Below are 24580 nucleotides of genomic sequence, written 5' to 3' on the forward strand. Positions count from 1 at the left end.
CCGCTGCTCAGACGTTCTCGGGGAAGCCGAGGTTGATTCCGCCGTGGCTGGGGTCGAGCCAGCGGGAGGTGACGACCTTGCCGCGGGTGAAGAAGTGCACGCCCTCGGCGCCGTGGGCGTGGGAGTCGCCGAAGAGGCTGTCCTTCCAGCCGCCGAACGAGTAGTAGGCCATCGGCACCGGGATCGGCACGTTGACGCCGACCATGCCGACCTCGACCTCGTTCTGGTACCGGCGGGCCGCGCCGCCGTCGTTGGTGAAGATGGCGGTCCCGTTGCCGTACGGGTTGGAGTTCACCAGCTTGAGCGCCTCGTCGTAGCTGCCGACCCGCACCACCGACAGCACCGGCCCGAAGATCTCGTCGGTGTAGACGCTCATCTCCGGCGAGACCCGGTCCAGCAGGCTCGGCCCGAGCCAGAACCCGGACTCGTCGCCGTCGACCTGCACCTTCCGCCCGTCCACCACCAGTTCGGCGCCGGCCTCGACGCCCGCGTCCAGGTACGACGCGACCCGGTCGCGGTGCTCCCGGGTGACCAGCGGCCCCATGTCGCAGGAGCGGCGGCCGTCACCGATCTTCAGGCCGGCGATGCGCTCGCGGATGCGCGCCACCAGGTCGTCGGCGACGGGCTCGACGACCACCAGGGCGGAGATCGCCATGCACCGCTCGCCGGCCGAGCCGAACCCGGCGTTGACCGCCGCGTCGGCGGCCAGGTCGAGGTCGGCGTCCGGCAGCACCACCATGTGGTTCTTCGCGCCGCCGAGGGCCTGTACGCGCTTGCCGTTGCGGGTGCCGATCTCGTACACGTACCGGGCGATCGGGGTGGAGCCGACGAACGACACGGCCTTGACCTCGGGGTGCTCCAGCAGCCGGTCGACAGCGACCTTGTCGCCGTGCACCACGTTGAACACGCCGGCGGGCAGGCCGGCCTGCTCCCAGAGCCGGGCGACGAGCAGCGACGCGGACGGGTCCTTCTCGCTGGGCTTGAGCACGACGGCGTTGCCGGCCGCGATGGCGATCGGCACGAACCACATCGGGACCATCACCGGGAAGTTGAACGGGGAGATGACGGCGCAGACGCCGACCGGCTGCCGGATGGAGTAGACGTCCACGTTCGTGGACACGCCCTCGGAGTAGCCGCCCTTGAGCAGGTGCGGGATGCCGCAGGCGAACTCCACGACCTCCAGGCCGCGGGTGACCTCGCCCAGGGCGTCCGAGACGACCTTGCCGTGCTCGGCCGTGATCAGCTCGGCCAGTTCCTGCTTGTGCTGGTTCACCAGCTCCCGGAACGCGAACAGCACCTGGGTGCGCTTGGTCAGCGACGAGTTCCGCCAGGAGGCGAACGCGGCGGCGGCGGAGGCGACCGCCTGGTCCACCTCGTCGACGGAGGCCAGCGGCACCTCCGTCCGGACCGTGCCCAGCGCCGGATCGTAGACTGGGGCCGTACGCTCGGTGACGCCGGCGAACGCCTTGCCGTCGATCCAGTGGGTCACCCGCTCCAGCGGGACGGGAGCGGGCACGGTGCCGGGTGCTGTCTGGGTCATGCCCGGATCATCTGCGCTTCCCCAGGCCCGGGCAATGGGCACTGTGTCGTTCCCGCCCGGGAGAAGCACACATACTGTGCGCCGGAGCGAGGAGGGAGACGGTCTGATGCCGATGACGGTTCGCGACGTGCTCGAACTGCCGGCGTTGCAGCAGGCCGGGCCGCGTGTCATGGCCGGGCGGGACCGCCTGGACGCTCCGGTGCGCTGGGTGCACGTGGCCGAGATCCCGGAGATCGCCGACCTGCTCCGCGGCGGGGAGCTGGTGCTGACCACCGGTATCGGCCTGCCGCCGGACGACGACGGGCTGCGCCGGTGGATCGACGGCCTGGCAGCGGTCGGCGCGGCCGGGGTCGTGGTCGAGCTGGGCCGCCGGTTCGGCGGGACGCTGCCGGCCGCGCTCGTCGAGCAGGCCCGCAGCCGGAACCTGCCGCTCGTCGCGCTCCAGCGGGAGATGCGGTTCGTGGCGGTGACCGAGGTGGTCCACTCGGTGATCGTGGAGGAGCAGACCGCCGAGCTGCTCGCGAAGGACGAGATCCACCGGATCTTCACCGAGCTGTCGGTGGAGGGCGCGGAGCCCCGGCAGGTGCTCCGCGAGGTCACCCGTCTGTCCCGGCGTCCCGTGGTGCTGGAGAACCTCTCCCACCAGGTGCTGGCGTACGAGACCGGCCCGCTGTCGGCCGAGGAGCTGCTCGACCGCTGGGAGACCCGCTCACGCGCGGTCGAGGTCCCGTCCGGCACCGGCTACGAGCCGCGTTCGGGCTGGCTGGTGACCGGCGTGGAGGCGCGGGGCAACAGGTGGGGGCGGCTGGTGCTGCTGTGCGACCAGGAGCCGCCGGCCCGGACGAGCGTCCTGCTGGAGCGCGCCGCGTCCACCATCGCGCTGAACCAGCTCGTCGCCCGGGACGACTCGTCTGTCGAACGGCAGGCGCGCAGCAGCCTGCTGTGGAGCATCGTCAACCACTCCGCGCCGACCCGGGACGTGGCGCTGCGGGCGCGCGGACTCGGTGTGCCGCTGGAACAGCGGCGGCTGCTCGGGGTGGTGGTCCGCCGGCGCCGGCCGGGCCCGGGGCCCGGCGCCGAGATGAACGCGCGCCGCCGGGAACTGCTGGACGCGGTGGAGACGGCGGTGCGCGACTGCGGGCTGGCGGCGCTGGCCGGGGACGTCGACGGGCTCGGTGGTGCGGAGGTCACCGTGCTCGTCGCCCTCACCGACGCCGAGTCCGACGAGGCCGCGTTGCTCGGCCTGTCCACCGCGCTCACCCGGGCGGGCCTGCGGGCCGGGTCGGACGTCGTGGTCGCCGCCGGATCAGTGGTCGGGTCGCTGGACCTGGCGCGGCGCTCGCTGATCGAGGCGGCCCAGGTGGCCGACGCCACGGCGCACACCGCCGAGCCCCGGCCCTTCTACCGGCTCCTCGACGTCCGCCTCCGGGGCCTGCTGTACCTGCTGCGCGACGACGTGCGTCTGCAGACGTTCGTCGAGCGCGAACTGGGCCCGCTGCTCTCCTACGACGAGCGGCACGGCACGAACCACGTGGCGCTGCTGGAGGCGTACCTGGTCGAGGGGCGCAACAAGCGGCGTGCGGCGGAGGAGATGTCGCTGTCCCGGTCCGCGCTGTACCAGCGGTTGCAGTTGATCGAGCGGGTGCTCGGCGTCGACCTGGATTCGAGCGAGCGGCGCCTGTCGCTGCACGTGGCGCTCACCGCCCGCGACGTCATGCGCGGCGGCGGCATCTCCGGTGCCGCGGGCTGACTGTCACCTGCCGCGACGGGCCCGGGGGCGCCGCACACCGTCGCGGGTGGGCGAGGTGTGCACGCTGACGCTGACGACCGGGATCGCCCTCGCGACGCTCTTGCGTACCGTCTCCAGCGACGCCGTGGCGGGGGAGCACTCCACGATCATCACCGCCGACCGGTCCGGGCACTGCACGTACTGGACGTGCGTCACCGCGACCCGGCGTGAGTGCAGGACGGACAGCACCTTGAGCAGGCCGGTGGTGGAGTGCCCGGCACCGAGGTGCACCACCATCGTGCACGCGCCGGCGGGGGAGTCGTCGTGCGGCCGGACGGCCGGGCCGGGAAGCTGGCGATCGACGGTGTCGGGGGGAAACGGGAACGTGGTCACGGGAGCCTCACAGTGTCGAGCCGACAGGGTGGCTTGGCCGGCGACGCACGCGAAGGCGTACGCCGCCTAGGTAATCGGCCCGATCGCGATGTGCATGCCCACGGCGGGGAGTGTGGCACGTCTCCGGGCGGCCGGGGAGGCTCCGGCGGCAAGCCGTCCGGCACGTGAGACAGCGCTCTGACCTGCGGATCGACGATCGTGGTGGGGCTTCGCGCCGGGCGCCTGCGAGTTACCGGCCGGTACGCATGCACTTAAGGATCGTTCAGGATCTCGCTCTACACTCGGGCTTGGGACGACGACTTGAGAAGGAGCTCCGCGCATGGACGCTGACGAGATCGCCGCCGGTCGGGCCCGCTGGCAGGCCCGCTACGACGCCGCCCGCAAGCGCGACGCGGACTTCACCACGCTGTCCGGCATGAGCGTCGAACCGGTGTACGGCCCGCCGGAGGGCGCGGCGTACCCGGGCTTCGACCGGATCGGCTGGCCGGGCGAGTTCCCGTACACCAGGGGTCTGTACCCGACCGGCTACCGCGGGCGGACCTGGACCATCCGGCAGTTCGCCGGCTTCGGCAACGCCCGGCAGACGAACGAGCGCTACAAGATGATCCTCGGCGCCGGTGGCGGCGGGCTCTCCGTCGCCTTCGACATGCCGACGCTGATGGGACGCGACTCCGACGACCCGCAGTCGCTCGGCGAGGTCGGCCACTGCGGTGTCGCCGTCGACTCGGCCGCCGACATGGAGGTGCTGTTCGACGGCATCGACCTGGCCGGCGTGACCACCTCGATGACCATCTCCGGCCCGGCCGTGCCGGTCTTCTGCATGTACCTGGTCGCCGCCGAACGGCAGGGCGCCGATCTGTCCACACTGGACGGAACGCTCCAGACGGACATCTTCAAGGAGTACATCGCGCAGAAGGAGTGGCTGTTCGACCCCGAGCCGCACCTGCGCCTCATCGGCGACCTGATGGAGTACTGCGCCCGGGAGATCCCCCGGTACAAGCCGCTGTCCGTCTCCGGCTACCACATCCGCGAGGCCGGCTCGACCGCCGCGCAGGAGCTGGCGTACACGCTCGCCGACGGGTTCGGGTACGTCGAGCTGGGTCTGTCGCGCGGGCTCGACGTGAACACGTTCGCCCCCGGCCTGAGCTTCTTCTTCGACTCCCACGTGGACTTCTTCGAGGAGATCGCCAAGTTCCGCGCCGCCCGCCGGATCTGGGCCCGCTGGCTGCGCGACGTGTACGGCGCCACCAGCGAGAAGGCGCAGTGGCTGCGGTTCCACACGCAGACCGCCGGAGTGTCGCTGACCGCGCAGCAGCCGGTCAACAACGTGGTACGCACCGCCGTGGAGGCCCTGGCCGCGGTGCTCGGCGGCACCAACTCGCTGCACACCAACGCGCTCGACGAGACGCTCGCCCTGCCCACCGACGAGTCGGCCGAGATCGCCCTGCGTACCCAGCAGGTGCTGATGGAGGAGACCGGGGTGACCAATGTGGCCGACCCGCTCGGCGGCGCCTGGTACGTCGAGGCGCTCACCGACCGGATCGAGGCCGAGGCGGAGGAGATCTTCGCCCGGATCAAGCAGCTCGGCGGCGAGGGCCCGCACGCCATCGGCCCGATGACCTCCGGCATCCTGCGCGGCATCGAGGACGGCTGGTTCACCGGGCACATCGCCGAGTCGGCGTTCGCCTACCAGCAGGCGCTGGAGAAGGGCGACAAGAAGATCGTCGGCGTCAACTGCCACACCGGCACCGTCGCCAAGGACCTGGAGATCCTGCGCATCTCGCACGAGGTGGAGCTGGAGCAGCGCCGGGTGCTGGCCGAGCGCAAGTCGGCCCGCGACGACGCCGCCGTCACCGCCGCCGTGGCGCGGATGGTCGAGGTGGCCCGCAGCGGCGAGAACATGATCCCCGCCATGCTCGACGCGGTCCGCGCCGAGGCCACCCTCGGCGAGATCTGCGACGCCCTCCGCACCGAGTGGGGCGTCTACCGCGAGCCCGCCCGCTTCTGACCGCCGCTTTGTAAGGAAGGGCCCCTTGTTAACAGCTGCTGTTAACAAGGGGCCCTTCCTCTACCGCAGGCGTTAACAAGGGGCCCTTCCTTGCGGGCGGGCTGAGCTGGGGGAGAGTGGTGACTGTCGCCGTCGCGGCTGGTCGGAGATCCGTCGCGTACGTGCGAGACTAGACAACCATGAGCGACCCACGGATCACCTCGTCGATCTTCACCCGCGGCGCGGTCGACCTCAGCGCGCTGCGCACCCCCGCACCTGCCGACACCTCCACCGCCACACCGTCTCCGGGCGGCACGCCCGCCGGGCTGCCGGGCAGCCCCGCCGGCTCCGCCGCCGTGATCGACGTGACCGAGGCGAACATCCAGTCCGAGGTGCTCGAACGCTCGCTCACCACACCGGTAGTGGTCTTCTTCGGCGCCGCCGGTTACCCGGAGAGCGACCAGTTCGCCCCGGTGCTGGAGAAGCTGGCCGCCGAGGGCGGCGGAGCGTGGCTGCTGGCCCGGGTCGACGTGCAGCAGCAGCCGCGGCTCGCGCAGATGTTCCAGCTCCAGGCGCTGCCCACCACGTACGCCATCGTCGGTGGCCGCCCGATCGACGCCTTCCCGGGCCCGGTGCCCGAGTCGCAGTTGCGACAGTGGCTCCAGGCCGTGCTCAAGGCCGGTGGCGTCACCGTCGCCGAACCGGAGGACCCGCGCCTCGACGCCGCCGACGACGCGCTGATGAGCGGTGACCTCGACGCGGCCGAGGCGGCGTACCGGAAGATCCTCGCCGAGTCCCCGGCCGACGCGGCGGCGGAGGCGGGCCTGGCGCAGGTCGGGCTGGCCCGCCGGGTCGCCGGCGCCGACCCGCAGGGCGCGCTGGACGCCGCGGCCGCCGCCCCCGACGACGTGGACGCCCAACTGCTGGCCGCCGACATCGAGGTGCTCAGCGGCCTCGCCGACCAGGCGTACCAGCGGCTCGTCGGCCTGGTCCGGCGCACCGCCGGGGACGACCGGGACCGGGTACGCCAGCACCTGCTCGGCCTGTTCACCATCGCCGGCCCGGACGACCCCGCCGTGGCCTCCGCCCGACGCGCCCTGGCCAGCGCGCTGTTCTGAGTCAACCCGCGCGGGCCGGCGCACCGCCGGCCCGCCCGACCACCGAGGACGGGAGCCCATGATGCGCCGGATCGCCGTCCTCGACGCGCCGACGAACCTCGGGCTGCGCCCACCCACCGCCAGCTCCGTGCCCGGATGCGCCAAGGCGCCGGGCGCGCTGCGCGACCACGGCCTGCTCGCCCGGCTGCGGGCCCGAGACGCCGGCTGCCTGACCCCGCCCCGGTACGACCCGGGGGACTGGCGACCCGGCGACGGCGTCTGCCACGCGCCGGAGATCTCCGCGTACTCGCTGGCGCTCGCCGACCGGATCGGCGCGATCATCGACCGGGGCGAGTTCCCGCTGGTGCTCGGCGGGGACTGCTCGGTGCTGCTCGGCTCCGGGCTGGCCATGCACCGCCTCGGCGAGGCGGTCGGCGGGCGGATCGGCCTGGTCTTCGTCGACGGCCACTCCGACTTCCGGCACCCCGGCAACGCCTCCTACGTCGGCGCGGCCGCCGGGGAGGACCTGGCGCTGGTCACCGGGCGGGGGCAGCCCGACCTGGCGGCCATCGAGGGGAGGCGGCCCTACTTCCGGGACATCGACGTGGTGGTGCTCGGCATCCGCGCGCAGGACGAGTACCGCCTCGACCTGCAGGCCGCCGGCATCACCACCCGGCCGGTGCCGGCGCTGCGCGCCGAGGGCGCGGCCCGGACCGCCCAGTGGGCGCACGAGCAGCTCGTCGACTGCGCCGGCTACTGGGTGCACATCGACGTCGACGTGCTCGACCCGGCGGTGATGCCCGCCGTGGACGCGCCCGACCCCGGTGGCATCGCCTTCGCCGAGCTGGAGATCCTGCTGGCCGGGCTGGTCGACACCCCGCACTGCCTCGGCGTCGAGCTGACCGTCTTCGACCCCGACTACGACCCGGACGGGGCGTACGCGGCCGAGATCGTGAACACGGTGGTGGCCGGGCTCGCCCCGGTCGTCGCGCCGGGCGCCGTGCCGCCCCGTCTGCTGCCGCCCGGGCCGGCCGCGCCGGCGCCCCGGGCCGCCGACAGCCGGCCGGAGCCCGAGCCGCTGCCCGCCCCGGCGGCGGTGCCGGCCCCGGCGGTGGCGGTGGAGCCGATCGGCCCCGACCCGACCTCCGACGGCGCCGTCGACGACCTCGGCACCGACCCGCTCGGGCCCGGCCTGCTGCGCCGGGCGTCCGCCGGGGACGAGCCGGACCCGGCCCGCTCCGGCATCGACATCGCCTGACCGGTACGCCTCAGCTCGGGGTCACGCGGCGCAGGACCCCGCTCAGCTCGCGGCGAGGCCCCGCAGGAACTTCTCGGCGATCGGCGCCGCCACCTTCGAGCCCGCCCCGCCCTGCTCGACGAAGACGGCGAAGGCCACGTCACCCTGCCACCCGACGAACCAGGCGTGCGTGTTCGCCGGGTTGTTGTCGTACTCCGCGGTGCCGGTCTTGCCGTGCACCGGCTCGCCGGGCACATCCGCCAGCGCGCTGCCACTGCCCGCTGTGACCACCCCGCGCATCAGCGACTTCAGCGCCGCCACCGACTCCGGCTTGAGCGCCTCGCCGGCCGGCGCGGGCTTGGCCGGCGCCGGGTCGAGCAGCAGCTTGGGCTGCTCGAACTTGCCCCGGGCCACGGCCGCGGTGGCGCTCGCCATGGCCAGCGGGCTCACCAGCGTGGTGCCCTGGCCGATCGCGGCGGCGGCCTGCTCGGTGGCCGGGCCGTTGGCGGAGACCTTGCCGGTGAACGCGTCCGCGCCGAGATCCCACGCGGCCTCCAGGCCGAGCGTACGGCCGGCCTGCGCCAGCCCGTCCGGGCCGAGCTTCGGCGCCAGCGCCACGAACGCGGTGTTGCAGGACTTGGCGAAGTCGGTGGCGAACGGCACCGCGCCCAGCTCGAAATTGTCCGAGTTCTTGAAGCTGCGGCCCTCGACCGTCGCCGTCTTCGGGCAGTTCACAGTGGTCTGCGGGGTCACCGCGCCCCGGTCGAGCAGGCCGAGCGCGCTGACCATCTTGAACGTCGAGCCGGGCGGCACCTGGGCGGTGAACGCGAGGTTCTCGCCGGCCGCCCCGGGACCGTTCGCGGCGGCCAGCACCGCGCCGTCGCTGATCCGCAGCGCCACCAGCGCGGAGCGGCGGGTCTGCCCGCGCAACGCGGCGTCGGCAGCGTTCTGGGTCGCCACGTCGATGGTGGTCTTCACCGGCTGACCGGGCTTCGGGTCGGCGCGGTACAGCTCCGTGCCGGTCGGCTCGACCTTGCCGTCCGGGGTGGTCCGCTCGGTGATCACGGTGACGCCGGTGACGCCACGCAGCCGCTCGTCGTACCGGCCCTGGAGGCCGCCGTGGCCGACCAGGTCGCCGCGCGCGTACCGCTCGGGGTGGGCCTGCAGGTCGTCGGCGGTGGCCTGGTCGACCGAGCCGAGCAGCGCCCGGGCGAACTCGCGCGTCGGGGCCAGCATGAGCTGGTCGGTCGCGAACCGGGTGCCGGGCAGCTCGTAGATGCGTGGCTTGATCTGCCGGTATGCGTCCTCACGCAGCGTCACCACCTCGACGAGCCCGTCCGGCTTCGCCTCCTTGAGCCGCTTGGGCAGGTCGCCCAGGTCGACCGGCGGGCTGAGCGCGGGCCGGATCGCCTTGAACGCGGCGTCCAGCTTCTTGACCAGGCCGGGCACGTCGGTGACCTCGCCGGGAACGACCTGCACCCGGACCACCGGGCGCGGCGCGACGATCGGCTGGCCGGCGGCGTCCAGCACGCCGGCGCGCTGCGCCGGCTCCCGCCGCAGCGCGATCCGGTCGCCGCTCTCCAGCTTCTCGTGCACCACAGCCGGTTCCCAGATCACCTGCCACTGGTCGTCGCCGCCGCGCTTGAGGCGTACCGGGTTCTCGTAGGCCCAACGGGCGCCGCCGGGCAGCGCCCAGCTCACCTTGACCCGGGCGGTGGCGACGTCGCCCTTGGTGGTGATCTCGCCGGTGCGCGTCAACTCCGGCGGGTTGGCGGCCAGCTCACCGGCGAGCGCCTGGAGCTGCTTGGTCACCTCGCCGGCCGCCACCCGCCCGCCGGCCGGCTGGATGAAGCCGACCGCCTGCAGGTCGCCGGAGCGCCAGCCGCCGAGGAACGCCTCGACGGCCGCCTCCGGGCCGTCGTCGCCGGAGCATCCGGTCAGCGCGCCCGCTGTGACCAGGGCGGCGGCCAGCCCCGCGAGGAGGCGACGACGGGTGTGACGGCTGGGGCGGACGGGGTACGACACGGGCATGAAGCGGTCCCTCCGGTGCTCAACTGCCCTGCACGCTAGTACGGCCCGGCGCTCGCCACCGCCCCGCCACGGCCTCCGGCAGCGCGGAAAGCCCCGTGTGGCAGTGTGATGAACATCGCCAGTCGGGGTACTCCGCGGGCGGCCGACCACGAACCCGCAACGGGTGAAAGGACAGAGTCCCGATCCGGACGTCCGGCCGGTGGTCCGCCGCGGGAGGTACCACGCGGTAGGGCCTAGGCTGGGCGGCAGAGTGACCCACAGTGCGGTGGGTCGAGGGGAGTGGCACCGATGGACCGGCGTCCGGCGATCAAACCGGGACCCGACCTCCGGCAGGCTGACACCGGCCGGGACGACGACAGCTTCGATTCGGCGACCGACGGGGACGGTTTCAGCCGTCTCGACACAGGAGTGACCGGGATGACCGGTTCCAGCATCGACACCCTCTACGACCTGGGCCTGCCTACGCAGGCACTGGCCGACGAGTCGGAGGACGCCGAGCTGGACGAGCCCGTTCCCAACGCGGAGCGGCTGGTCGCCCAGGCGGTCGCGCTGGCCGGCGACGACCACGACGCGGCCACACTCGTGGACCGCTTCTGGCGGTTCGCGCCGGACGAGGAGCTGATCGGCTTCACCGCCGAGGAGATGCTGGAGGCGGCCCGGGCCCACCGGGACCTGGCCCAGCAGCGGGTTCCGGGCGAGCTGAAGCTGCGCATCCACGAGCCGGACGCCGAGCAGCACCACACGGTCGTCGAGATCGTCACCGACGACATGCCGTTCCTGGTCGACTCGGTGACCGCCCTGCTCAACTCCCGTCACCTCGACGTGCACCTGCTGGTGCACCCGCTGGTCGTGGTGCGGCGCGAGCCGCTGGGCCGGCTCACCGAGGTCTCGGCGGACGTGGAGCCGGACGACGCCATCGCCGGTGACCTGGTCGAGAGCTGGATGCGGATCGAGATCGACCCGGTCCGCGACCCGGCCGAGCGGGAGGCGCTGCGCCGCGAGTTGCAGCGGGTGCTCACCGACGTGCGCGAGGCGGTCGAGGACTGGCCGAAGATGCGGCAGCGGGCCCTCGCGCTCGCCGACGAGCTGGCCGCCGCCCGGACGTCGGACAACCGCCCGCCGGTGCCGGAAAAGGACATCACCGACTCGGTGGAGCTGCTGCGCTGGCTGGCGCACGACCACTTCACGTTCCTCGGCTACCGCGAGTACCGCCTGGTCGACGCCGACGGCGCGCGCGGCAGCGGGCAGGCCCTGGAGGCGGTGCTCGGCACCGGCCTGGGCATCCTGCGCTCCGACTCGCCGGAGGCCCGGTCGCTGAACTCGATGACGCCCGAGGCGCACGAGAAGGTGCTGGAGAAGCGCCTGCTCATCATCACCAAGGCCAACTCGCGTGCCACCGTGCACCGCTCGGCGTACCTCGACTACATCGGCTTCAAGATCTTCAACGAGGCCGGCGAGGTGGTCGGGGAGCGGCGCTTCCTGGGCCTGTTCTCCACCGCCGCGTACCGGACCAGCGTGCAGGAGCTGCCGGTGGTCCGGCGCAAGGTCGCCGAGGTGCTCGACCGCTCGGGCCTGAGCCTGCGCAGCCACTCCGGCAAGGACCTGTTGCAGATCCTGGAGACGTACCCGCGCGACGAGCTGTTCCAGATCAAGACCGACGACCTCTACCACGCGGTGATCGGCGTGCTGCGGATGGCAGGCCGCCGGCAGCTGCGGGTGTTCCTGCGCCGCGACGCGTACGGGCGGTTCATCTCCTGCCTGATCTACCTGCCGCGGGACCGGTTCACCACGCAGAACCGGCTGCGCATGCAGGACATCCTGCTGCGCGAGCTGAACGGCGTCGGCGTCGACTACACCACCCGGGTGACCGAGTCGATGCTGGCCCGCGTGCACTTCATCGTGCGGACCGACCCGAACAACCCGCCCGGTGACATCGACGCCGACCTGCTCGCCGAGGAGCTGGCCGACGCGACCCGCCTCTGGGACGACGACTACCGGCTGGTGCTGGAACGCAAGCTCGGCGACGAGCAGGCCAAGCACCTGTTCGCCCGGTACGCCGACGCGTTCCCGGAGGGCTACAAGGACGGGCACACGCCGTACGAGGCGATGAAGGACCTGGCGAAGCTGGAGCTGCTGGAGGAGCCCGGCCAGCTGGAGATGCACCTGTTCCGCAAGCAGGCGCCGCCGCGTCCGTACGCCGCCCGCGCCGCCGACGCCGACGAGGCGATGGACGTGCGGTTCAAGGTCTACCGGTACGGCGAGCCGATGATGCTCTCCGCCGTGCTGCCGGTGCTGCACTCGCTCGGTGTGAAGGTGGTCGACGAGCACCCGTACGAGGTGGAGCGCGTCGACGGCCGGATCTGGCTCTACGACTTCGGTCTGGAGCTGCCCGAGCGGCACCAGGACCTGGCCGAGGTACGTCCGCACGTGGAGAACGCCTTCGCCGCCGCCTGGCGGGGCGAGGCCGAGGTGGACGGCTTCAACGAGCTGGTGCTCCGGGCCGGGCTCACCTGGCGGCAGGTCGTCGTGCTGCGCGCGTACGCGAAGTACCTGCGCCAGGCCGGCACCGTGTTCTCCCAGGAGTACATGGAGCAGACGTTCATCGCGTACCCGCAGATCGCCGAACTGCTGGTGAAGCTGTTCGAGACCCGGTTCGCCCCGGGCGCCACCACGCTCGACGAGCGGCGGCAGCGCAGCGGTGAGCTGGTCGACGCGATCGGCGAGGCGCTGGACGAGGTGGCCAGCCTCGACCAGGACCGCATCCTGCGGGCCTACCTGACGCTGATCCAGGCCACGCTGCGCACCAGCTTCTACCAGAAGCCGGTGGGCGGGCGGCCCAAGCCGTACGTGGCGTTCAAGCTGGACCCGCAGGCCATCCCGGACCTGCCCGCGCCGCGGCCCAAGTTCGAGATCTTCGTCTACTCGCCCCGGTTCGAGGGCGTGCACCTGCGCTACGGGCCGGTGGCCCGCGGCGGCCTGCGCTGGTCCGACCGGCGCGAGGACTTCCGGACCGAGGTGCTCGGCCTGGTCAAGGCGCAGATGGTGAAGAACGCCGTGATCGTGCCGGTCGGCGCCAAGGGCGGCTTCGTGCTCAAGCAGAAGCCGGGCGACCGGGACGAGGCGGTGATCTGCTACAAGGAGTTCATCTCCGCGCTGCTGGACGTCACCGACAACATCGTCAGCGGCGAGATCGTGCCGCCCGAGGACGTGGTCCGGCACGACGGCGACGATCCGTACATGGTGGTGGCCGCCGACAAGGGCACCGCGACGTTCTCCGACATCGCCAACGAGATCTCCGAGGCGCACAGCTTCTGGCTGGGCGACGCGTTCGCCTCCGGCGGCTCGGCCGGCTACGACCACAAGAAGATGGGCATCACCGCCCGGGGTGCCTGGGAGTCGGTCAAGCGGCACTTCCGGGAGCTGGGGCACGACACCCAGACGCAGGACTTCACTGTGGTCGGCGTCGGTGACATGTCCGGCGACGTGTTCGGCAACGGGATGCTGCTGTCGAAGCACATCCGGCTGGTGGCCGCGTTCGACCACCGGCACATCTTCCTGGACCCGGATCCGGACTCGGCCCGGTCGTGGGAGGAGCGCAAGCGGCTGTTCGACATGCCGCGCTCGTCGTGGGAGGACTACGACCGCGAGCTGATCTCCGAAGGCGGCGGCGTCCACTCGCGTACGGCGAAGTCGGTGCCGATCTCGCCGCAGGTCCGCGCGGTGCTCGGCCTCGACGAGGACGTCACGCAGCTCAGCCCGCAGGAGCTGATGAAGGCGATCCTCACCGCGCCGGTGGACCTGTTCTGGAACGGCGGCATCGGCACCTACGTCAAGGCGTCCAGCCAGACCAACGCCGAGGTCGGCGACAAGTCCAACGACGCCATCCGGGTGGACGGCAAGAGCCTGCGCTGCCGGGTGGTCGGCGAGGGCGGCAACCTGGGCTTCACCCAGCAGGGCCGGATCGAGTACGCCTCGACCGGCGGCCGCATCTACACCGACTTCATCGACAACGCGGCCGGTGTGGACTGCTCCGACCACGAGGTCAACATCAAGATCCTGCTCAACACGGCGGTGGCCGACGGGGAGCTGGACCGGCCGGAGCGTGACGAGCTGCTGGCCCGGATGACCGACGAGGTCGCCGAGCTGGTGCTGCGGGACAACTACGACCAGGCGCGGGCGCTGAACAACGCCCAGGCCCAGGCCGCCTCGCTGCTCCCGGTGCACCGGCGGATGATCAACGACCTGGAGCGGTCCGGCGCGCTGGACCGGGCCCTGGAGGCGCTGCCGTCGGACGAGGAGCTGGCGGTCCGCACCGAGAGCGGGCTGACCGCGCCGGAGTTCGCGGTGCTGCTCGCGTACGTGAAGATCGTGCTGGAGCGCGAGATCGTCGGCGAGGGCCTGGCGGACGAGGAGTGGACGACCGACATCCTGGTCAACTACTTCCCGACGCCGCTGCGGCAGCGCTTCGCCGACCGGATGGGCCGGCACCGGCTGCGCCGGGACATCGTCACCACTGTCCTGGTCAACGAGGCGATCAACCGGGGCGGCATCTCGTTCGTCTTCCGGGTGGTCGAGGAGACGGCCGCCTCCGCGGCGGACGTGCTCCGGGCGTACGTGGTGGTCCGCGAGGTGTTCGGCCTGCGTGACCTCTGGGACGCGGTCGAGGCGCTGGACAACAAGGTCTCGCCCGAGCTGCAGACCGCCGTCTACCTGGACACCCGGCGGCTGCTCGACCGCGCGGTGCGCTGGCTGGTCACCAACCGCCGGTCGCCGATCGACGTGCCGGCGGAGATCGACCGGCTGCGTGGCGGCGTGGCCCAGCTCCTGCCGGACCTGGAGCACCGGTTCTGGGGCACCGAGCGGGAGGCCATCGCGGCGCACATCGAGTCGCTCGTCGACCGGGGGCTGCCGCGTGACCTGGCCGAGCAGGCGACCCGCCTGATGTACAGCTTCGGCCTGCTCGACATCGTCGAGACGGCGCAGGCGACCCGGCGGGACGTGGGCGAGGTGGCCTCGGTCTACTTCGTGCTCTCCGACCGGTTCCGGGTGGACGCGCTGCTGTCGAAGATCTCCCTGCTGCCGCGCGAGGACCGGTGGCAGACGCTGGCCCGGATGGCGCTGCGCTACGACCTGTACGCCGCGCTGGCCGCGCTCACCGCCGAGGTGCTCGGCTCCACCCCGGACGACGTGCCGCCGGTGGAGCGGGTGCAGGAATGGGAGCAGGCGAACGCCACCTCGATCCACCGGGCGCACCGGGCGATGGGGGAGTTCGACGAGTCCCGCGCCGACCTGTCCGCGCTGTCGGTGCTGCTGCGCCAGATCCGTACCCTGGTCCGGACCTCGGCGGCGGCCTGACCGTTCAACCGAGCGTGGCCCGGTGGTCGGGGAACCGACCACCGGGCCACCGCCGTTTCCGCCTCAGCTCGTCATCGGGGCGTAGACGACGATGTTGTTCAGGTAGCTTCCGGCCGTGCGGTCGAACACCCCGCCGCAGGTCACCACGCGCAGGGCGGGCACGGCCGACGGACCGTAGACCTGCGCGGCGGGAAAGGCGGTCTTCGGGTACGACCCGACCTCGCGCACCGTGAACGTGGCGGACCTGCCGTCCTGCCGGGTGACCACTATCGTGTCGCCGGCCACCAGCGCGCCGAGGTTGAAGAACACCGCCGGGCCGAGCTGGGCGGAGTCGACGTGGCCCACGATCACCGCGTTGCCGGCCTCGCCCGGGCTGGCGCCGGGGGAGTACCACCCGGCCTTCATGGCCTGGTCCAGCGGGGGCACCTGGACCGTGCCGTCCGGGTTCGTGCCGAGCGACATGATCTCGGCCCGCACCCCGATACGGGGGATCGAGATGGTCGTCGGCGCGGACCGGGGCAGTGGAGCCGGGGCGGCGCCGTTCGGGCTCGTCGCGCCCGCTGGGCCCGTTGCTGCCGGAGCGCCCGGGACCGCTGCGGCCCCCGGGGCGGCTGCGGTGCCCGGGGCGGCCGCGGTGCCCGGGGCGGCGCCGGGTGGGCCGGTCGTCGGGCCGGGCGTCGCGGGGCCGACGGCGCCCCCGGCGGCGTCCGCCGTCGGCAGGCCGGTGCCGTCCGGCGTCAGCTGACCCTCGGCGTCCGGCCCCGGTTGGCCCTCGGCGTCCGGGTCTGCTTGGGGGCCGGTGGTGACCGGGGCCGCCTGCCCGAGCGGCTGCGGCGGGGACGGTGGCGGGACGGTCCGGACGGACGCGCCGATCAGACCGGCCCCGGCCATGGCGAGCAGGACGACGACGGCCGTGCCGGCGGCACGCCACGGACTTCCGTGACGGCCGCCGGCCCGGGTCGTCGTCCGGTCAGACCAGGTCACCGGCCCGCCGCCGGCGCAGCAGCACCAGGCCGCCCAGCGCCGCGGCGCCGATCATGCCCGCGCCACCGGTGGCGAGGGTACGGTCCACGCCGGTGGTCGTCATGCCGCCGTCGCCGCCGTCGACCCCACCGCGCGGCAGGACCACCAGCTCGCCCTCACCGCAGGAGCCCCGCAACTCGTACCGGCCCGGCCGGGCGTCGTGCGAGACGGTGGCCTCGCCGTAGTAGACGAAGTCCTTCCCGTGCTCCCAGCCGTCCTTGCCGTAGTCGCGCTCGGCGTCCTTGCCGTAGTCGCCCTTGTCGTCCTGCCAGGCGCCTCCGCTCGCCTGCCAGTCGTCCTTGTCGCCCGGCCAGTCGCTCTTGTCGCCCGGCCAGTCGTTCTTACCTTCCTGCCAGTCGTTCTTGCCGCCCTGCCAGGAGCCGTGCTCGTCCTTGCCGTCCTTGCCCTTGTCGTCCGGCCGGCCGCCACGGTCGTCCTTGCCGTGCTCGTCCTTGGCGTCCTTGCCGTGCTGTTCCTTGCCGTCGGGGCCGTGCGCGTCCTTGGTCCAGTCCGGCCCGCCCGGCTTCTCCTTCTCCCAGCCCGGCTCGGCGTCCTGGCCGTACTCGTCGTGCCCCTGCCAGTCGCCGGGGTCGACGGCCGCGCCGGCCCCCGCGCCGCCCGGCTGCGGCTGCCCTTCCGGCTGGCCGGCCGGCGGCTGGGGCTGGTCCGCCGGGGGCTGCGGCATGCCGTCGCCACCCGGGCCGTTGCCGCCGGGCCCGTTGCCACCCGGGCCGTTGCCGCCCGGGCCGTTGCCGCCCGGCCCGTTGCCGTCGGGCCCATCTCCGCCCGGCCCGTGTTCGTCCCCGCCCGGCTCGCCGCGGCCGTCCGGGCCCTTGCCGTGGTCGTCCTTGCCGTCCGGGCCCTTGCCGTGCTCGTCCTTGCCGTCCGGGCCCTTGTCGTCCCAGCCCCAGTCCTGGTCGCCGCCCCAGTCACCGCCCCGGTCGGCCCAGTCGCCGTGCTCGCCGTCGCGGGCCGGGCGCAGGTCGACCTTGCCGGTCACCTTCGACCAGACGGTGGCGTGCTGCTGCGGCTCGGAGCAGATCGCGAGCAGTTCGACGGTGTCCCCCGCCTTCACCACGTGCGGCTTGGCGATGACCTTGCCCTCGTCGTGCCCGCCCGCGTAGGCCATTCCCGGGGTGAACACGAGAAGGCCGGCGCCGCCGAGGGCAGCGCCCGCGACCACCTTCCCGAGCATCTTCTTAGCCATGACCAGCGTCTCCATCCCTGTTCGTCCTGAGCCCGACGTCAGTCGAGCTAAGGCCGACGCTAGACCTTTTCGCGACTTATTCGGGGAAAGATTCGCTTTTAGGAGTTTGTCGAGATCGGGCGTGTCCGCGCTGTCCCCGCCTCCGCGCGCCGATCGGCCCGACTTCGGCGACCCCGCGACCCGGATCCCGCTCGTACGGTTCCCGACTGTCTCGCCTCCGCCGGTGGGTGGAACGCCATGGGTGTCATTTGGCCGTTTTGACACCCATGGCGTTCCACCCGGCGAGGCGGAGGCGGGACGGTCCGCCGCCCGGCGTGAGGGGGGCGCGGCGAGGTGGTGGCCGCGGGTGGTTGCCGGCGAGCCCGGCTGGTGTAGCGGGGTCCGGGCGCGCGGTGAGCGGGGCGGGGTCGGGGCGGGCGGTAGGGTGGGCCGCGAGGCGCATCGAGGCATTGCCATGGAAGCGCTCCCATGCAAGAATCGCTGCACGCGGTTCGGGGAGCCACACCGCGAGCTCAGGCGTCGAGGGCAGCCGGTTGACCGGCCGACGTCCGGCTCCATCGGCCGGTCCTGCGGACCGGTCGGCACCACCACCCCCAACGCCCGTCCGGGTCGGGCGTCCCCCGAAGTAACCAGTGGCGCGCACGGTCGTTCCCGCAGGGCGACCGCCGCCGCCATTTGCGCCGGGCCGTACGCGGATCCGGTCTCGCCCAAGGAGATCAGTGGCATGAATCTGTGGAGAAGGCTGTCCGGCCGGAACCGGGCGCTCGCGCTGACCAGCGCCGGCGTCCTGGTAGCCGGTGGACTGGTGACCCTCCCGGTCACCGCGGCGCAGGCCGCCACCCAGTGCAGCGTGACCTACACGACCAGCGACTGGCCCGGTGGATTCACCGGCACCGTGACCATCAAGAACATCGGTGACGCGCTCACCTCGTGGAACCTCGGCTTCACCTTCCCGAACAGCTCGCAGCGGGTGGTGAACGGCTGGTCCGCGCGGTGGTCCCAGAGCGGCCAGAACGTCACCGCGCAGAACGAGTCGTACAACGGGGCGCTCGCCAGCGGCGCCAGCACCACCATCGGCTTCAACGGCTCCTGGAGCGGCAGCAACCCCAAGCCGACCCAGTTCACGCTGAACGGCACGGTCTGCAACGGCGGCACGCCGACCACCAGCACCCCGCCGACGAGCACGCCGCCCACCAGCACGCCGCCGACCAGCACCCCGCCCACGAGCACGCCGCCGACGTCGACCCCGCCGACGTCGCAGCCGCCGCCCGGGCAGCGGGTCGACAACCCGTACGCCGGGGTGAAGGGGTACGTGAACCCCGAGTGGAAGGCCAAGGCCGAGTCGGTGTCCGGCGGCAACCGGGTGTCGAACAACCCGACCGCGGTCTGGATCGACCGGATCGCCGCCATCAACGGCACGCCGGACAGCAGCTCCAACGGCGCGATGGGCGTCCGTGACCACCTGGACGCCGCGCTCGCCCAGGGCGCCGGCTACATCCAGTTCGTCATCTACAACCTGCCCGGCCGCGACTGCTCGGCGCTCGCCTCGAACGGCGAGCTGGGCCCGGACGAGCTGCCCCGCTACAAGGCCGAGTACATCGACCCGATCGCCGCGATCCAGGGCGACTCGAAGTACCGGAACCTGCGCATCGTCAACATCATCGAGATCGACTCGCTGCCCAACCTGGTGACCAACACCTCGGGCAACGCGGGCGGCACGGTCATGTGTGACACGGTGAAGGCCAACGGCGCGTACGTGAACGGTGTCGGCTACGCCCTGGCGAAGCTGGGTGCGATCGGCAACGTCTACAACTACATCGACGCCGCCCACCACGGCTGGATCGGCTGGGACAGCAACTTCGGCCCGGTCGCCGACCAGCTCAAGGCCGCCGCGGTCGCCTCCGGCAGCACCGTCGCCAACGTGGCGGGCTTCATCGTCAACACGGCGAACTACTCCGCGCTGAAGGAGCCGTACGTCAAGATCACCGACACGGTGAACGGCCAGACCGTGCGGCAGTCCAAGTGGGCCGACTGGAACCAGTACCTCGACGAGCTGTCGTTCGCCCAGGCGTTCCGGCAGAAGCTGGTCTCGATCGGCTTCGACAGCAACATCGGCATGCTGATCGACACCTCCCGCAACGGTTGGGGCGGCTCCGCCCGGCCGACCGGCCCCGGCCCGTCGACCAGCGTGGACGCCTACGTCGACGGTGGCCGGGTCGACCGCCGCTTCCACACCGGCAACTGGTGCAACCAGGCCGGCGCGGGTCTCGGCGAGCGGCCGCAGGCCAACCCGGAGCCCGGGATCGACGCCTACGTCTGGGTGAAGCCCCCGGGTGAGTCGGACGGCTCCAGCAAGGAGATCCCGAACAACGAGGGCAAGGGCTTCGACCGGATGTGCGACCCGACCTACACCGGTAACGCCCGCAACGGCAACAGCATGTCCGGTGCCCTGCCGGACGCGCCGATCTCCGGCGCGTGGTTCGCCGCCCAGTTCCAGCAGCTGATGCAGAACGCGTACCCGCCGCTCTCCTGAGCCGCGGCCGTACCACCCGCGGCGGCGGGAGTGAGGCACCGCCCGCGCGGGTTCCCCGGGCCCCTGGTCGACGCCCACGTCGACCAGGGGCCCTCGGGCGTCCGGGTCAGGGAACCGTACGCTCGATCGCGGCCCGGCCCAGCTCGTGCAGGTCGTGGCGGGCCCGTTCCAGGTTCTCCGGCGTCATGTCCTGGCCCCGGGCCATCACCAGGTCCTCCGGGTCCCAGGGCTGCTCGGCGCCGGTACGGATGCCGTCCGGCGCCGCGCCCGTGCCGGTGCCGGTCGCGCCGGTCCCGGCCGCGTACGGGTCACCGATGATGTTCGGCGAGCCGGTGTCGGCCACCGCGCCGTCGGGCTCGGTGAAGGTGGGGTTGTCCGGGTCGACGCCGCCGGCGCGCAACTGGGGCACCGTGCTGTCGTCGTCCACCGCCGCGGCCACCTCGGGGGTCTCCTCGAGCGGCCGCTCGCCACCGCGGTCACGATCGGTCATGCTGCTGCCCTCCTGTCCCTTCGCGTGATCCCCTGGGCGTACCCGGTGCGGGCCGCGCCATGCGGACGGTCAGGCGTCGTCGTGGCCGGGCTCCGGCGTCTCGGTCGGGCTCAGCCGTTGCCAGAGCAGCATCAGCAGGCCGAACACCAGCATCGCCGCGCCGGCCCACAGGTTGATCCGCAGGCCCTGTGCCTTGTCGATCTCGGCGGACGTGTCGAAGAGCCCCATCAGGCCGACGATCAGCCCGTACGCGACGAACAGGCCGCCGATGACCCGGCGGATGTCGAACAGCCGGGCCGCCGCCGAGCGGGCCTCGCGGGCGTCCTCGGTCTCGTCGACGAGCGGGTCGTGCGCCTCGCCGCCCTGGTAGTTGCGGTCCGCGTCGTCTGTCATGGCGTGCGTCCCCTCCTCTAGAAGACCGGGATGTAGAACAGGGCGGCGAGGATCACGGCGACGACGCCGAGCAGCACCGGGGAGCGGTACCAGGCGGCGTCGCCGGCCAGCGAGTCGTCGGCGAGCGCGGTGTCGCTGAGGCCGTACACCAGCCCGGTCAGCTGGTCGTCGGTCTTCGGCCGGGTCAGCGGCGTGACGATCGCGGCCACCACCGCGACGGTGGCGAAGGCCAGGCCCGCGCCCCAGAAGCTCTCCTCCAGGTCCGAGTTGAAGCTGATCACGCCGCCCTTGTAGAGCAGGTACGTGGCGGTGGCCACGACGGTGCCGGACAGCAGCGACCAGAACCCGGCCAGCGGCGTCATCCGCCGCCAGAACATGCCGATGATGAAGGTGCCGAAGAGCGGGGCGTTGAACACCGAGAAGAGCGCCTGGATGTAGTTCATGATGTTGCTGAACCCGGCCGCGATGAACGCGGTGCCGATGCCGATCACCACCGCGCCGACTGTGGCGAGCCGGCCCACCTTCACGTAGTGCTCGTCCGACTCGTTGCGCCGGAAGTACGCCTGCCAGATGTCGTACGTGAAGACGGTGTTGAACCCGCTGACGTTGGCCGCCATGCCGGCCATGAACGAGGCCACCAGGCCGGTGACCGCGATCCCCAGCACGCCGTTGGGCAGCAGGTCGCGCATGAGCAGCGGGATCGCGTTGTTGTAGACCAGGTCGCCGTCGTCGGCGCCCAGACCTTTGACGGTGACCAGGGCGATCAGGCCGGGGATCACGGTGACCGCGGGGATGAGCAGCTTCGGGTACGCGGCGATGATCGGCGTACGCCGGGCGGCGCTCATGTTCCGCGCGGACAGCGCGCGCTGCACCTCGGCGAAGTTCGTGGTCCAGTAGCCGAAGGAGAGCACGAAGCCGAGGCCGAACACGATGCCCAGCCAGTGCGCGCCGAGCGGGTTGCCGGTGCTGCCGGTGCCCTCCCAGGCGTGCAGGCCGGCCTCGCCGAGCCTGGAGTCGCGGACCGCGTCCATCAGACCGCTGACGCCGCCGACCTTGACCAGCCCGATGACCGTGATCGGCACCAGACCGGCGATGATCACGAAGAACTGGAGCACCTCGTTGTAGATCGCGCCGGAGAGCCCGCCGACGGTGATGTACGCCAGCACGATCACCGCGCCGACGATGATCGCGAACCAGAGCGGCCAGCCGAGGAGCGCCTGCATGATCAGCGCCAGCGCGTAGAGGTTCACGCCCGCGATCAGCACCTGGGCTACCGCGAAGCTGATCGCGTTGAGCAGGTGGGTGGGGCGGTTGAAGCGCAGCCGCAGGTACTCGGGGACGCTGCGGACCTTGGAGCCGTAGTAGAACGGCATCATCACGATGCCGAGGAAGACCATCGCCGGTACGGCGCCGATCCAGTAGTAGTGCACGGTCATGATGCCGTACTGGGCGCCGTTGGCGGCCATGCCGATGATCTCCAGCGCGCCCAGGTTCGCCGAGACGAACGCCAGGCCGGTGACCCAGGCGGGCAGCGATCGGCCGGAGAGGAAGAAGTCCACGCTGGTGCGGATCGCGCGCCGGGCGGCGAAACCGACGCCGAGCACAGTGACGAAATAGAGCGCGAGGATCAGGTAGTCCACCGCGTTCATGTCCAGACGCAGGCCGCCGCCGCCCATGCCCGTGCTCCCCTCGTGTGCACCGCTGCCCGCACGTACCCCGTTTGCGAAGTTTCATGCCTGCTGGCCGGTCCGGGCGCGACGGAGCCCCGGCCGGGTCGCCGGCCGGGGCTCGGTGGGGCCCTGCGGCGGGCCTCAGCGCCCCAGTACGCGGTCCAGGAAGTCGCGGTAGCCGCGCACGGCCACCCGGAGCTGCTCGGTGTCGGTGGAGCCGGACTCCTGCCACGCGCCGAGCCGGGTGCGCTGCTCGCGCAGGGCGGTGGAGAGCGCCTCGATCGCCTCCTCGACGAGCGACTCGGCCTCGCCGACCGCGGCGCGCGGGTCGTCCACGAAGCGCAGCTGCACGTCGCGCCAGCGGTCCCGGAAGCCCTGCGCCGCCTCCGGCGCGAACAGCGTCGCGGCGTCGGCCGGTACCGCGCCCGGCGTGGGCCGGTCCGCCCCGCCCAGGGCCGTGCCGGCCGCTGCCGCGCCCGCCGCCGCGGTGCCCGCGTCGACGTGGTCGTGGCGCCGGTCGGCGTCCTCGTCGGCCGCGGGGACCGGCTCGGCGTCGGGGTCGACCAGGCCCGGCTCGGCGCTGCCGTACCCGACCGCGCCGTCGGCCGCCGCGTCGTCCCGGACGACACCGTTGGCCCGCGCGTCGCCGTCGACCGCCGCGTCGCCGTCGGCGTGCTCGGCGTCCCAGCGGTCGCGGTCGTGCAGTCGGTCCCCGGCCGTCGGATCGGCCCGCTCGTCGTCCAGCGGGTCGGTCCGGCCCGGCGCGCCGTCGCCCGGCACCGCGGTGTCCTCGTCGCGGGCGTCGCGCTCGTCCTGCGGACGGCCGCTCGCCAGCGCCGACGCGGCGACCGCGTCGCCCACCGTGGCCGCGCCGAACGCCGTCGGCAGCGGCGCCGGCTCGTGGAACGGCGGACGCCCGTCGTCGTCGCGCCCGTCGTCGGTACGGTCGGCCGCGTCGCTCAGTTCGCCGGCGTCGTACGCGCGGGTCTCGTCGACCTCGTCGTCGTGCCGGGCCCCGGTCCCGTCGTCGTGCCGGTCGTCGGCGACGGCCGGGTCGTCGAAGGTGCCCCGGTCGTCGAGCGCGTCCTCGGGCACGTCGGCCCGGTCGGCGTCGTGCCGGCCGGGGCCGGCGTGGTCGCCCGGCTGCGGCACCGGTACCGGCGCGGACCGGACGGCCTCGGGGTGGTCCTGCGTGACCTGCTGCTCTTCCTGGCGCATGGCGGCGGCCTCCTCAGCGGCTCGTGACGTCGTGGTCGTGGTCGGGGTGGCGCTGCTCCGGCTGCTCCCGCTGCTCCGGCTGCGGCGTCCACGTGGGCACCGGGTCCTCACCGAGCAGGTCGGCGAAGAGGGCCCGGTAGTGCACGAGCGCCTGCCGGAGGTCCTCGGTGCCGGCCTCACCGCGCTCGTTGCGCTGCCGGATCTCGTGGGCGTCGCGGTAGTGGGTGAGCGTGCGGGCGTGCTCGACGGAGAGGTGGGCGATCTGGTCCGAGAAGTCCCCGGTGGGGTATCCGCGCTCGGCGATCAGGCGGCTGACCAGCTCGTCCGCCTCGCCGACGGTCTCGGCGGGCGAGTCGACGAAGCGCACCTGCAGCTCTTCCCAGGCGGCGGCGTAGCGGGCCCGGGACTCCGGGCTCAGCGGGGTCAGCTCCAGTTCGGCGTGCCGGCGCTCGCGCTCACGCAGCTCGCGTTCGGCCGCGCCGCGGCTGTCCTGCTCGGCGACGACCCGGTCGTACTCCGGGCCGAAACGCTCCCGCAGCGCCCGGCGGCGGCTGGCGACCACGGCGAACGCGGCGAGCGCGGCGATGACGAGGACGACGATGACTATGACGATTACCTGGGTGGACGACATGGCTCCTCCTTCGCCCGCTGGTATTCCCTCATGCGGGTGATCGCCA

General features: G+C 72.7%; 15 protein-coding genes and 1 pseudogene. 6 read left to right on the forward strand and 10 right to left on the reverse strand.

Annotated elements, in window-relative coordinates:
* Positions 1 to 7: 7 nt before the first annotated feature.
* A complete protein-coding gene (locus tag O7542_RS01060) occupies positions 8 to 1498 on the reverse strand; it encodes a CoA-acylating methylmalonate-semialdehyde dehydrogenase (protein ID WP_205797970.1) in 1491 nt (496 codons plus the stop codon).
* Between the two features lie 148 nt (positions 1499 to 1646).
* Here O7542_RS01060 and O7542_RS01065 point away from each other — a divergent pair, with 148 nt between their 5' ends.
* A complete protein-coding gene (locus O7542_RS01065) occupies positions 1647 to 3290 on the forward strand; it encodes a PucR family transcriptional regulator (RefSeq protein ID WP_166457022.1) in 1644 nt (547 codons plus the stop codon).
* A 3-nt stretch (positions 3291 to 3293) separates the two neighbouring features.
* On the opposite strand, the gene O7542_RS01070 is transcribed toward O7542_RS01065, so the two are convergent.
* The gene (locus tag O7542_RS01070) at positions 3294 to 3662 is read right to left on the reverse strand and encodes a hypothetical protein (protein WP_240925855.1); all 369 of its coding nucleotides are present in this window, start codon (positions 3660 to 3662) and stop codon (positions 3294 to 3296) included.
* Between the two features lie 319 nt (positions 3663 to 3981).
* Between O7542_RS01070 and O7542_RS01075 the strand changes: the two genes are divergently transcribed.
* The 3 genes from O7542_RS01075 (at position 3982) to O7542_RS01085 (ending at position 8004) form a co-directional block, all read left to right on the forward strand.
* Positions 3982 to 5670, forward strand: coding sequence for a methylmalonyl-CoA mutase family protein (locus O7542_RS01075; RefSeq protein ID WP_064447797.1), 1689 nt, complete (start codon positions 3982 to 3984; stop codon positions 5668 to 5670).
* A gap of 179 nt (positions 5671 to 5849) precedes the next feature.
* Positions 5850 to 6767, forward strand: a complete 918-nt coding sequence (locus O7542_RS01080; RefSeq protein ID WP_043328779.1) for a tetratricopeptide repeat protein — start codon at positions 5850 to 5852, stop codon at positions 6765 to 6767.
* 58 nt (positions 6768 to 6825) lie between these two features.
* A complete protein-coding gene (locus O7542_RS01085) occupies positions 6826 to 8004 on the forward strand; it encodes an arginase family protein (protein WP_113974636.1) in 1179 nt (392 codons plus the stop codon).
* A gap of 42 nt (positions 8005 to 8046) precedes the next feature.
* Here the strand turns inward: O7542_RS01085 and O7542_RS01090 are convergent, their stop codons facing one another.
* Positions 8047 to 10014, reverse strand: coding sequence for a penicillin-binding transpeptidase domain-containing protein (locus tag O7542_RS01090; protein WP_166457023.1), 1968 nt, complete (start codon positions 10012 to 10014; stop codon positions 8047 to 8049).
* 288 nt (positions 10015 to 10302) lie between these two features.
* Here O7542_RS01090 and O7542_RS01095 point away from each other — a divergent pair, with 288 nt between their 5' ends.
* A complete protein-coding gene (locus O7542_RS01095; protein WP_166457024.1) occupies positions 10303 to 15369 on the forward strand; it encodes an NAD-glutamate dehydrogenase in 5067 nt (1688 codons plus the stop codon).
* A 63-nt stretch (positions 15370 to 15432) separates the two neighbouring features.
* Here O7542_RS01095 and O7542_RS01100 read toward each other — a convergent pair whose 3' ends face one another.
* Positions 15433 to 16260: a class F sortase gene (locus tag O7542_RS01100; protein WP_069087314.1), complete on the reverse strand. Its 828-nt coding sequence runs from the start codon at positions 16258 to 16260 to the stop codon at positions 15433 to 15435.
* 79 nt (positions 16261 to 16339) lie between these two features.
* Positions 16340 to 17614, reverse strand: coding sequence for a hypothetical protein (locus tag O7542_RS01105; RefSeq protein WP_166457025.1), 1275 nt, complete (start codon positions 17612 to 17614; stop codon positions 16340 to 16342).
* A 709-nt stretch (positions 17615 to 18323) separates the two neighbouring features.
* Here O7542_RS01105 and O7542_RS01110 point away from each other — a divergent pair.
* Positions 18324 to 20132 carry a glycoside hydrolase family 6 protein gene (locus O7542_RS01110; RefSeq protein ID WP_043330970.1) on the forward strand — a complete coding sequence of 603 codons (1809 nt, stop codon included), beginning with the start codon at positions 18324 to 18326 and terminating at the stop codon, positions 20130 to 20132.
* 106 nt (positions 20133 to 20238) lie between these two features.
* Here O7542_RS01110 and O7542_RS01115 read toward each other — a convergent pair whose 3' ends face one another.
* The 5 genes and pseudogenes from O7542_RS01115 to O7542_RS01135 all read right to left on the reverse strand — a co-directional run bounded on the left by O7542_RS01115 (position 20239) and on the right by O7542_RS01135 (position 24534).
* On the reverse strand, positions 20239 to 20622 hold the full coding sequence (locus O7542_RS01115; protein WP_043328785.1) for a hypothetical protein: 384 nt from the start codon (positions 20620 to 20622) through the stop codon (positions 20239 to 20241).
* A 69-nt stretch (positions 20623 to 20691) separates the two neighbouring features.
* A complete protein-coding gene (locus O7542_RS01120) occupies positions 20692 to 21015 on the reverse strand; it encodes a hypothetical protein (RefSeq protein ID WP_043328786.1) in 324 nt (107 codons plus the stop codon).
* A 17-nt stretch (positions 21016 to 21032) separates the two neighbouring features.
* Positions 21033 to 22691: a sodium:solute symporter family protein gene (locus tag O7542_RS01125; RefSeq protein ID WP_064447792.1), complete on the reverse strand. Its 1659-nt coding sequence runs from the start codon at positions 22689 to 22691 to the stop codon at positions 21033 to 21035.
* A gap of 708 nt (positions 22692 to 23399) precedes the next feature.
* Positions 23400 to 23612, reverse strand: a pseudogene (locus O7542_RS30500) (hypothetical protein); the annotation flags it as partial.
* 304 nt (positions 23613 to 23916) lie between these two features.
* The gene (locus tag O7542_RS01135) at positions 23917 to 24534 is read right to left on the reverse strand and encodes a hypothetical protein (RefSeq protein WP_064447790.1); all 618 of its coding nucleotides are present in this window, start codon (positions 24532 to 24534) and stop codon (positions 23917 to 23919) included.
* Positions 24535 to 24580 lie beyond the last annotated feature (46 nt).

Origin of the sequence: Micromonospora sp. WMMC264, from assembly GCF_027497275.1 — a bacterium.
GTDB lineage: Bacteria > Actinomycetota > Actinomycetes > Mycobacteriales > Micromonosporaceae > Micromonospora > Micromonospora chalcea.

Bases quoted from the DNA above. Each gene is read 5' to 3' on its own strand.
- O7542_RS01120 (WP_043328786.1), bottom strand. From the start codon at position 21,015: ATGACAGACGACGCGGACCGCAACTACCAGGGCGGCGAGGCGCACGAC.
- O7542_RS01085 (WP_113974636.1), top strand. From the start codon at position 6,826: ATGATGCGCCGGATCGCCGTCCTCGACGCGCCGACGAACCTCGGGCTG.
- O7542_RS01065 (WP_166457022.1), top strand. From the start codon at position 1,647: ATGCCGATGACGGTTCGCGACGTGCTCGAACTGCCGGCGTTGCAGCAG.
- O7542_RS01095 (WP_166457024.1), top strand. From the start codon at position 10,303: ATGGACCGGCGTCCGGCGATCAAACCGGGACCCGACCTCCGGCAGGCT.
- O7542_RS01075 (WP_064447797.1), top strand. From the start codon at position 3,982: ATGGACGCTGACGAGATCGCCGCCGGTCGGGCCCGCTGGCAGGCCCGC.
- O7542_RS01115 (WP_043328785.1), bottom strand. From the start codon at position 20,622: ATGACCGATCGTGACCGCGGTGGCGAGCGGCCGCTCGAGGAGACCCCC.
- O7542_RS01110 (WP_043330970.1), top strand. From the start codon at position 18,324: ATGAATCTGTGGAGAAGGCTGTCCGGCCGGAACCGGGCGCTCGCGCTG.
- O7542_RS01105 (WP_166457025.1), bottom strand. From the start codon at position 17,614: ATGGAGACGCTGGTCATGGCTAAGAAGATGCTCGGGAAGGTGGTCGCG.
- O7542_RS01090 (WP_166457023.1), bottom strand. From the start codon at position 10,014: ATGCCCGTGTCGTACCCCGTCCGCCCCAGCCGTCACACCCGTCGTCGC.
- O7542_RS01080 (WP_043328779.1), top strand. From the start codon at position 5,850: ATGAGCGACCCACGGATCACCTCGTCGATCTTCACCCGCGGCGCGGTC.
- O7542_RS01135 (WP_064447790.1), bottom strand. From the start codon at position 24,534: ATGTCGTCCACCCAGGTAATCGTCATAGTCATCGTCGTCCTCGTCATC.
- O7542_RS01125 (WP_064447792.1), bottom strand. From the start codon at position 22,691: ATGGGCGGCGGCGGCCTGCGTCTGGACATGAACGCGGTGGACTACCTG.
- O7542_RS01100 (WP_069087314.1), bottom strand. From the start codon at position 16,260: ATGGCCGGGGCCGGTCTGATCGGCGCGTCCGTCCGGACCGTCCCGCCA.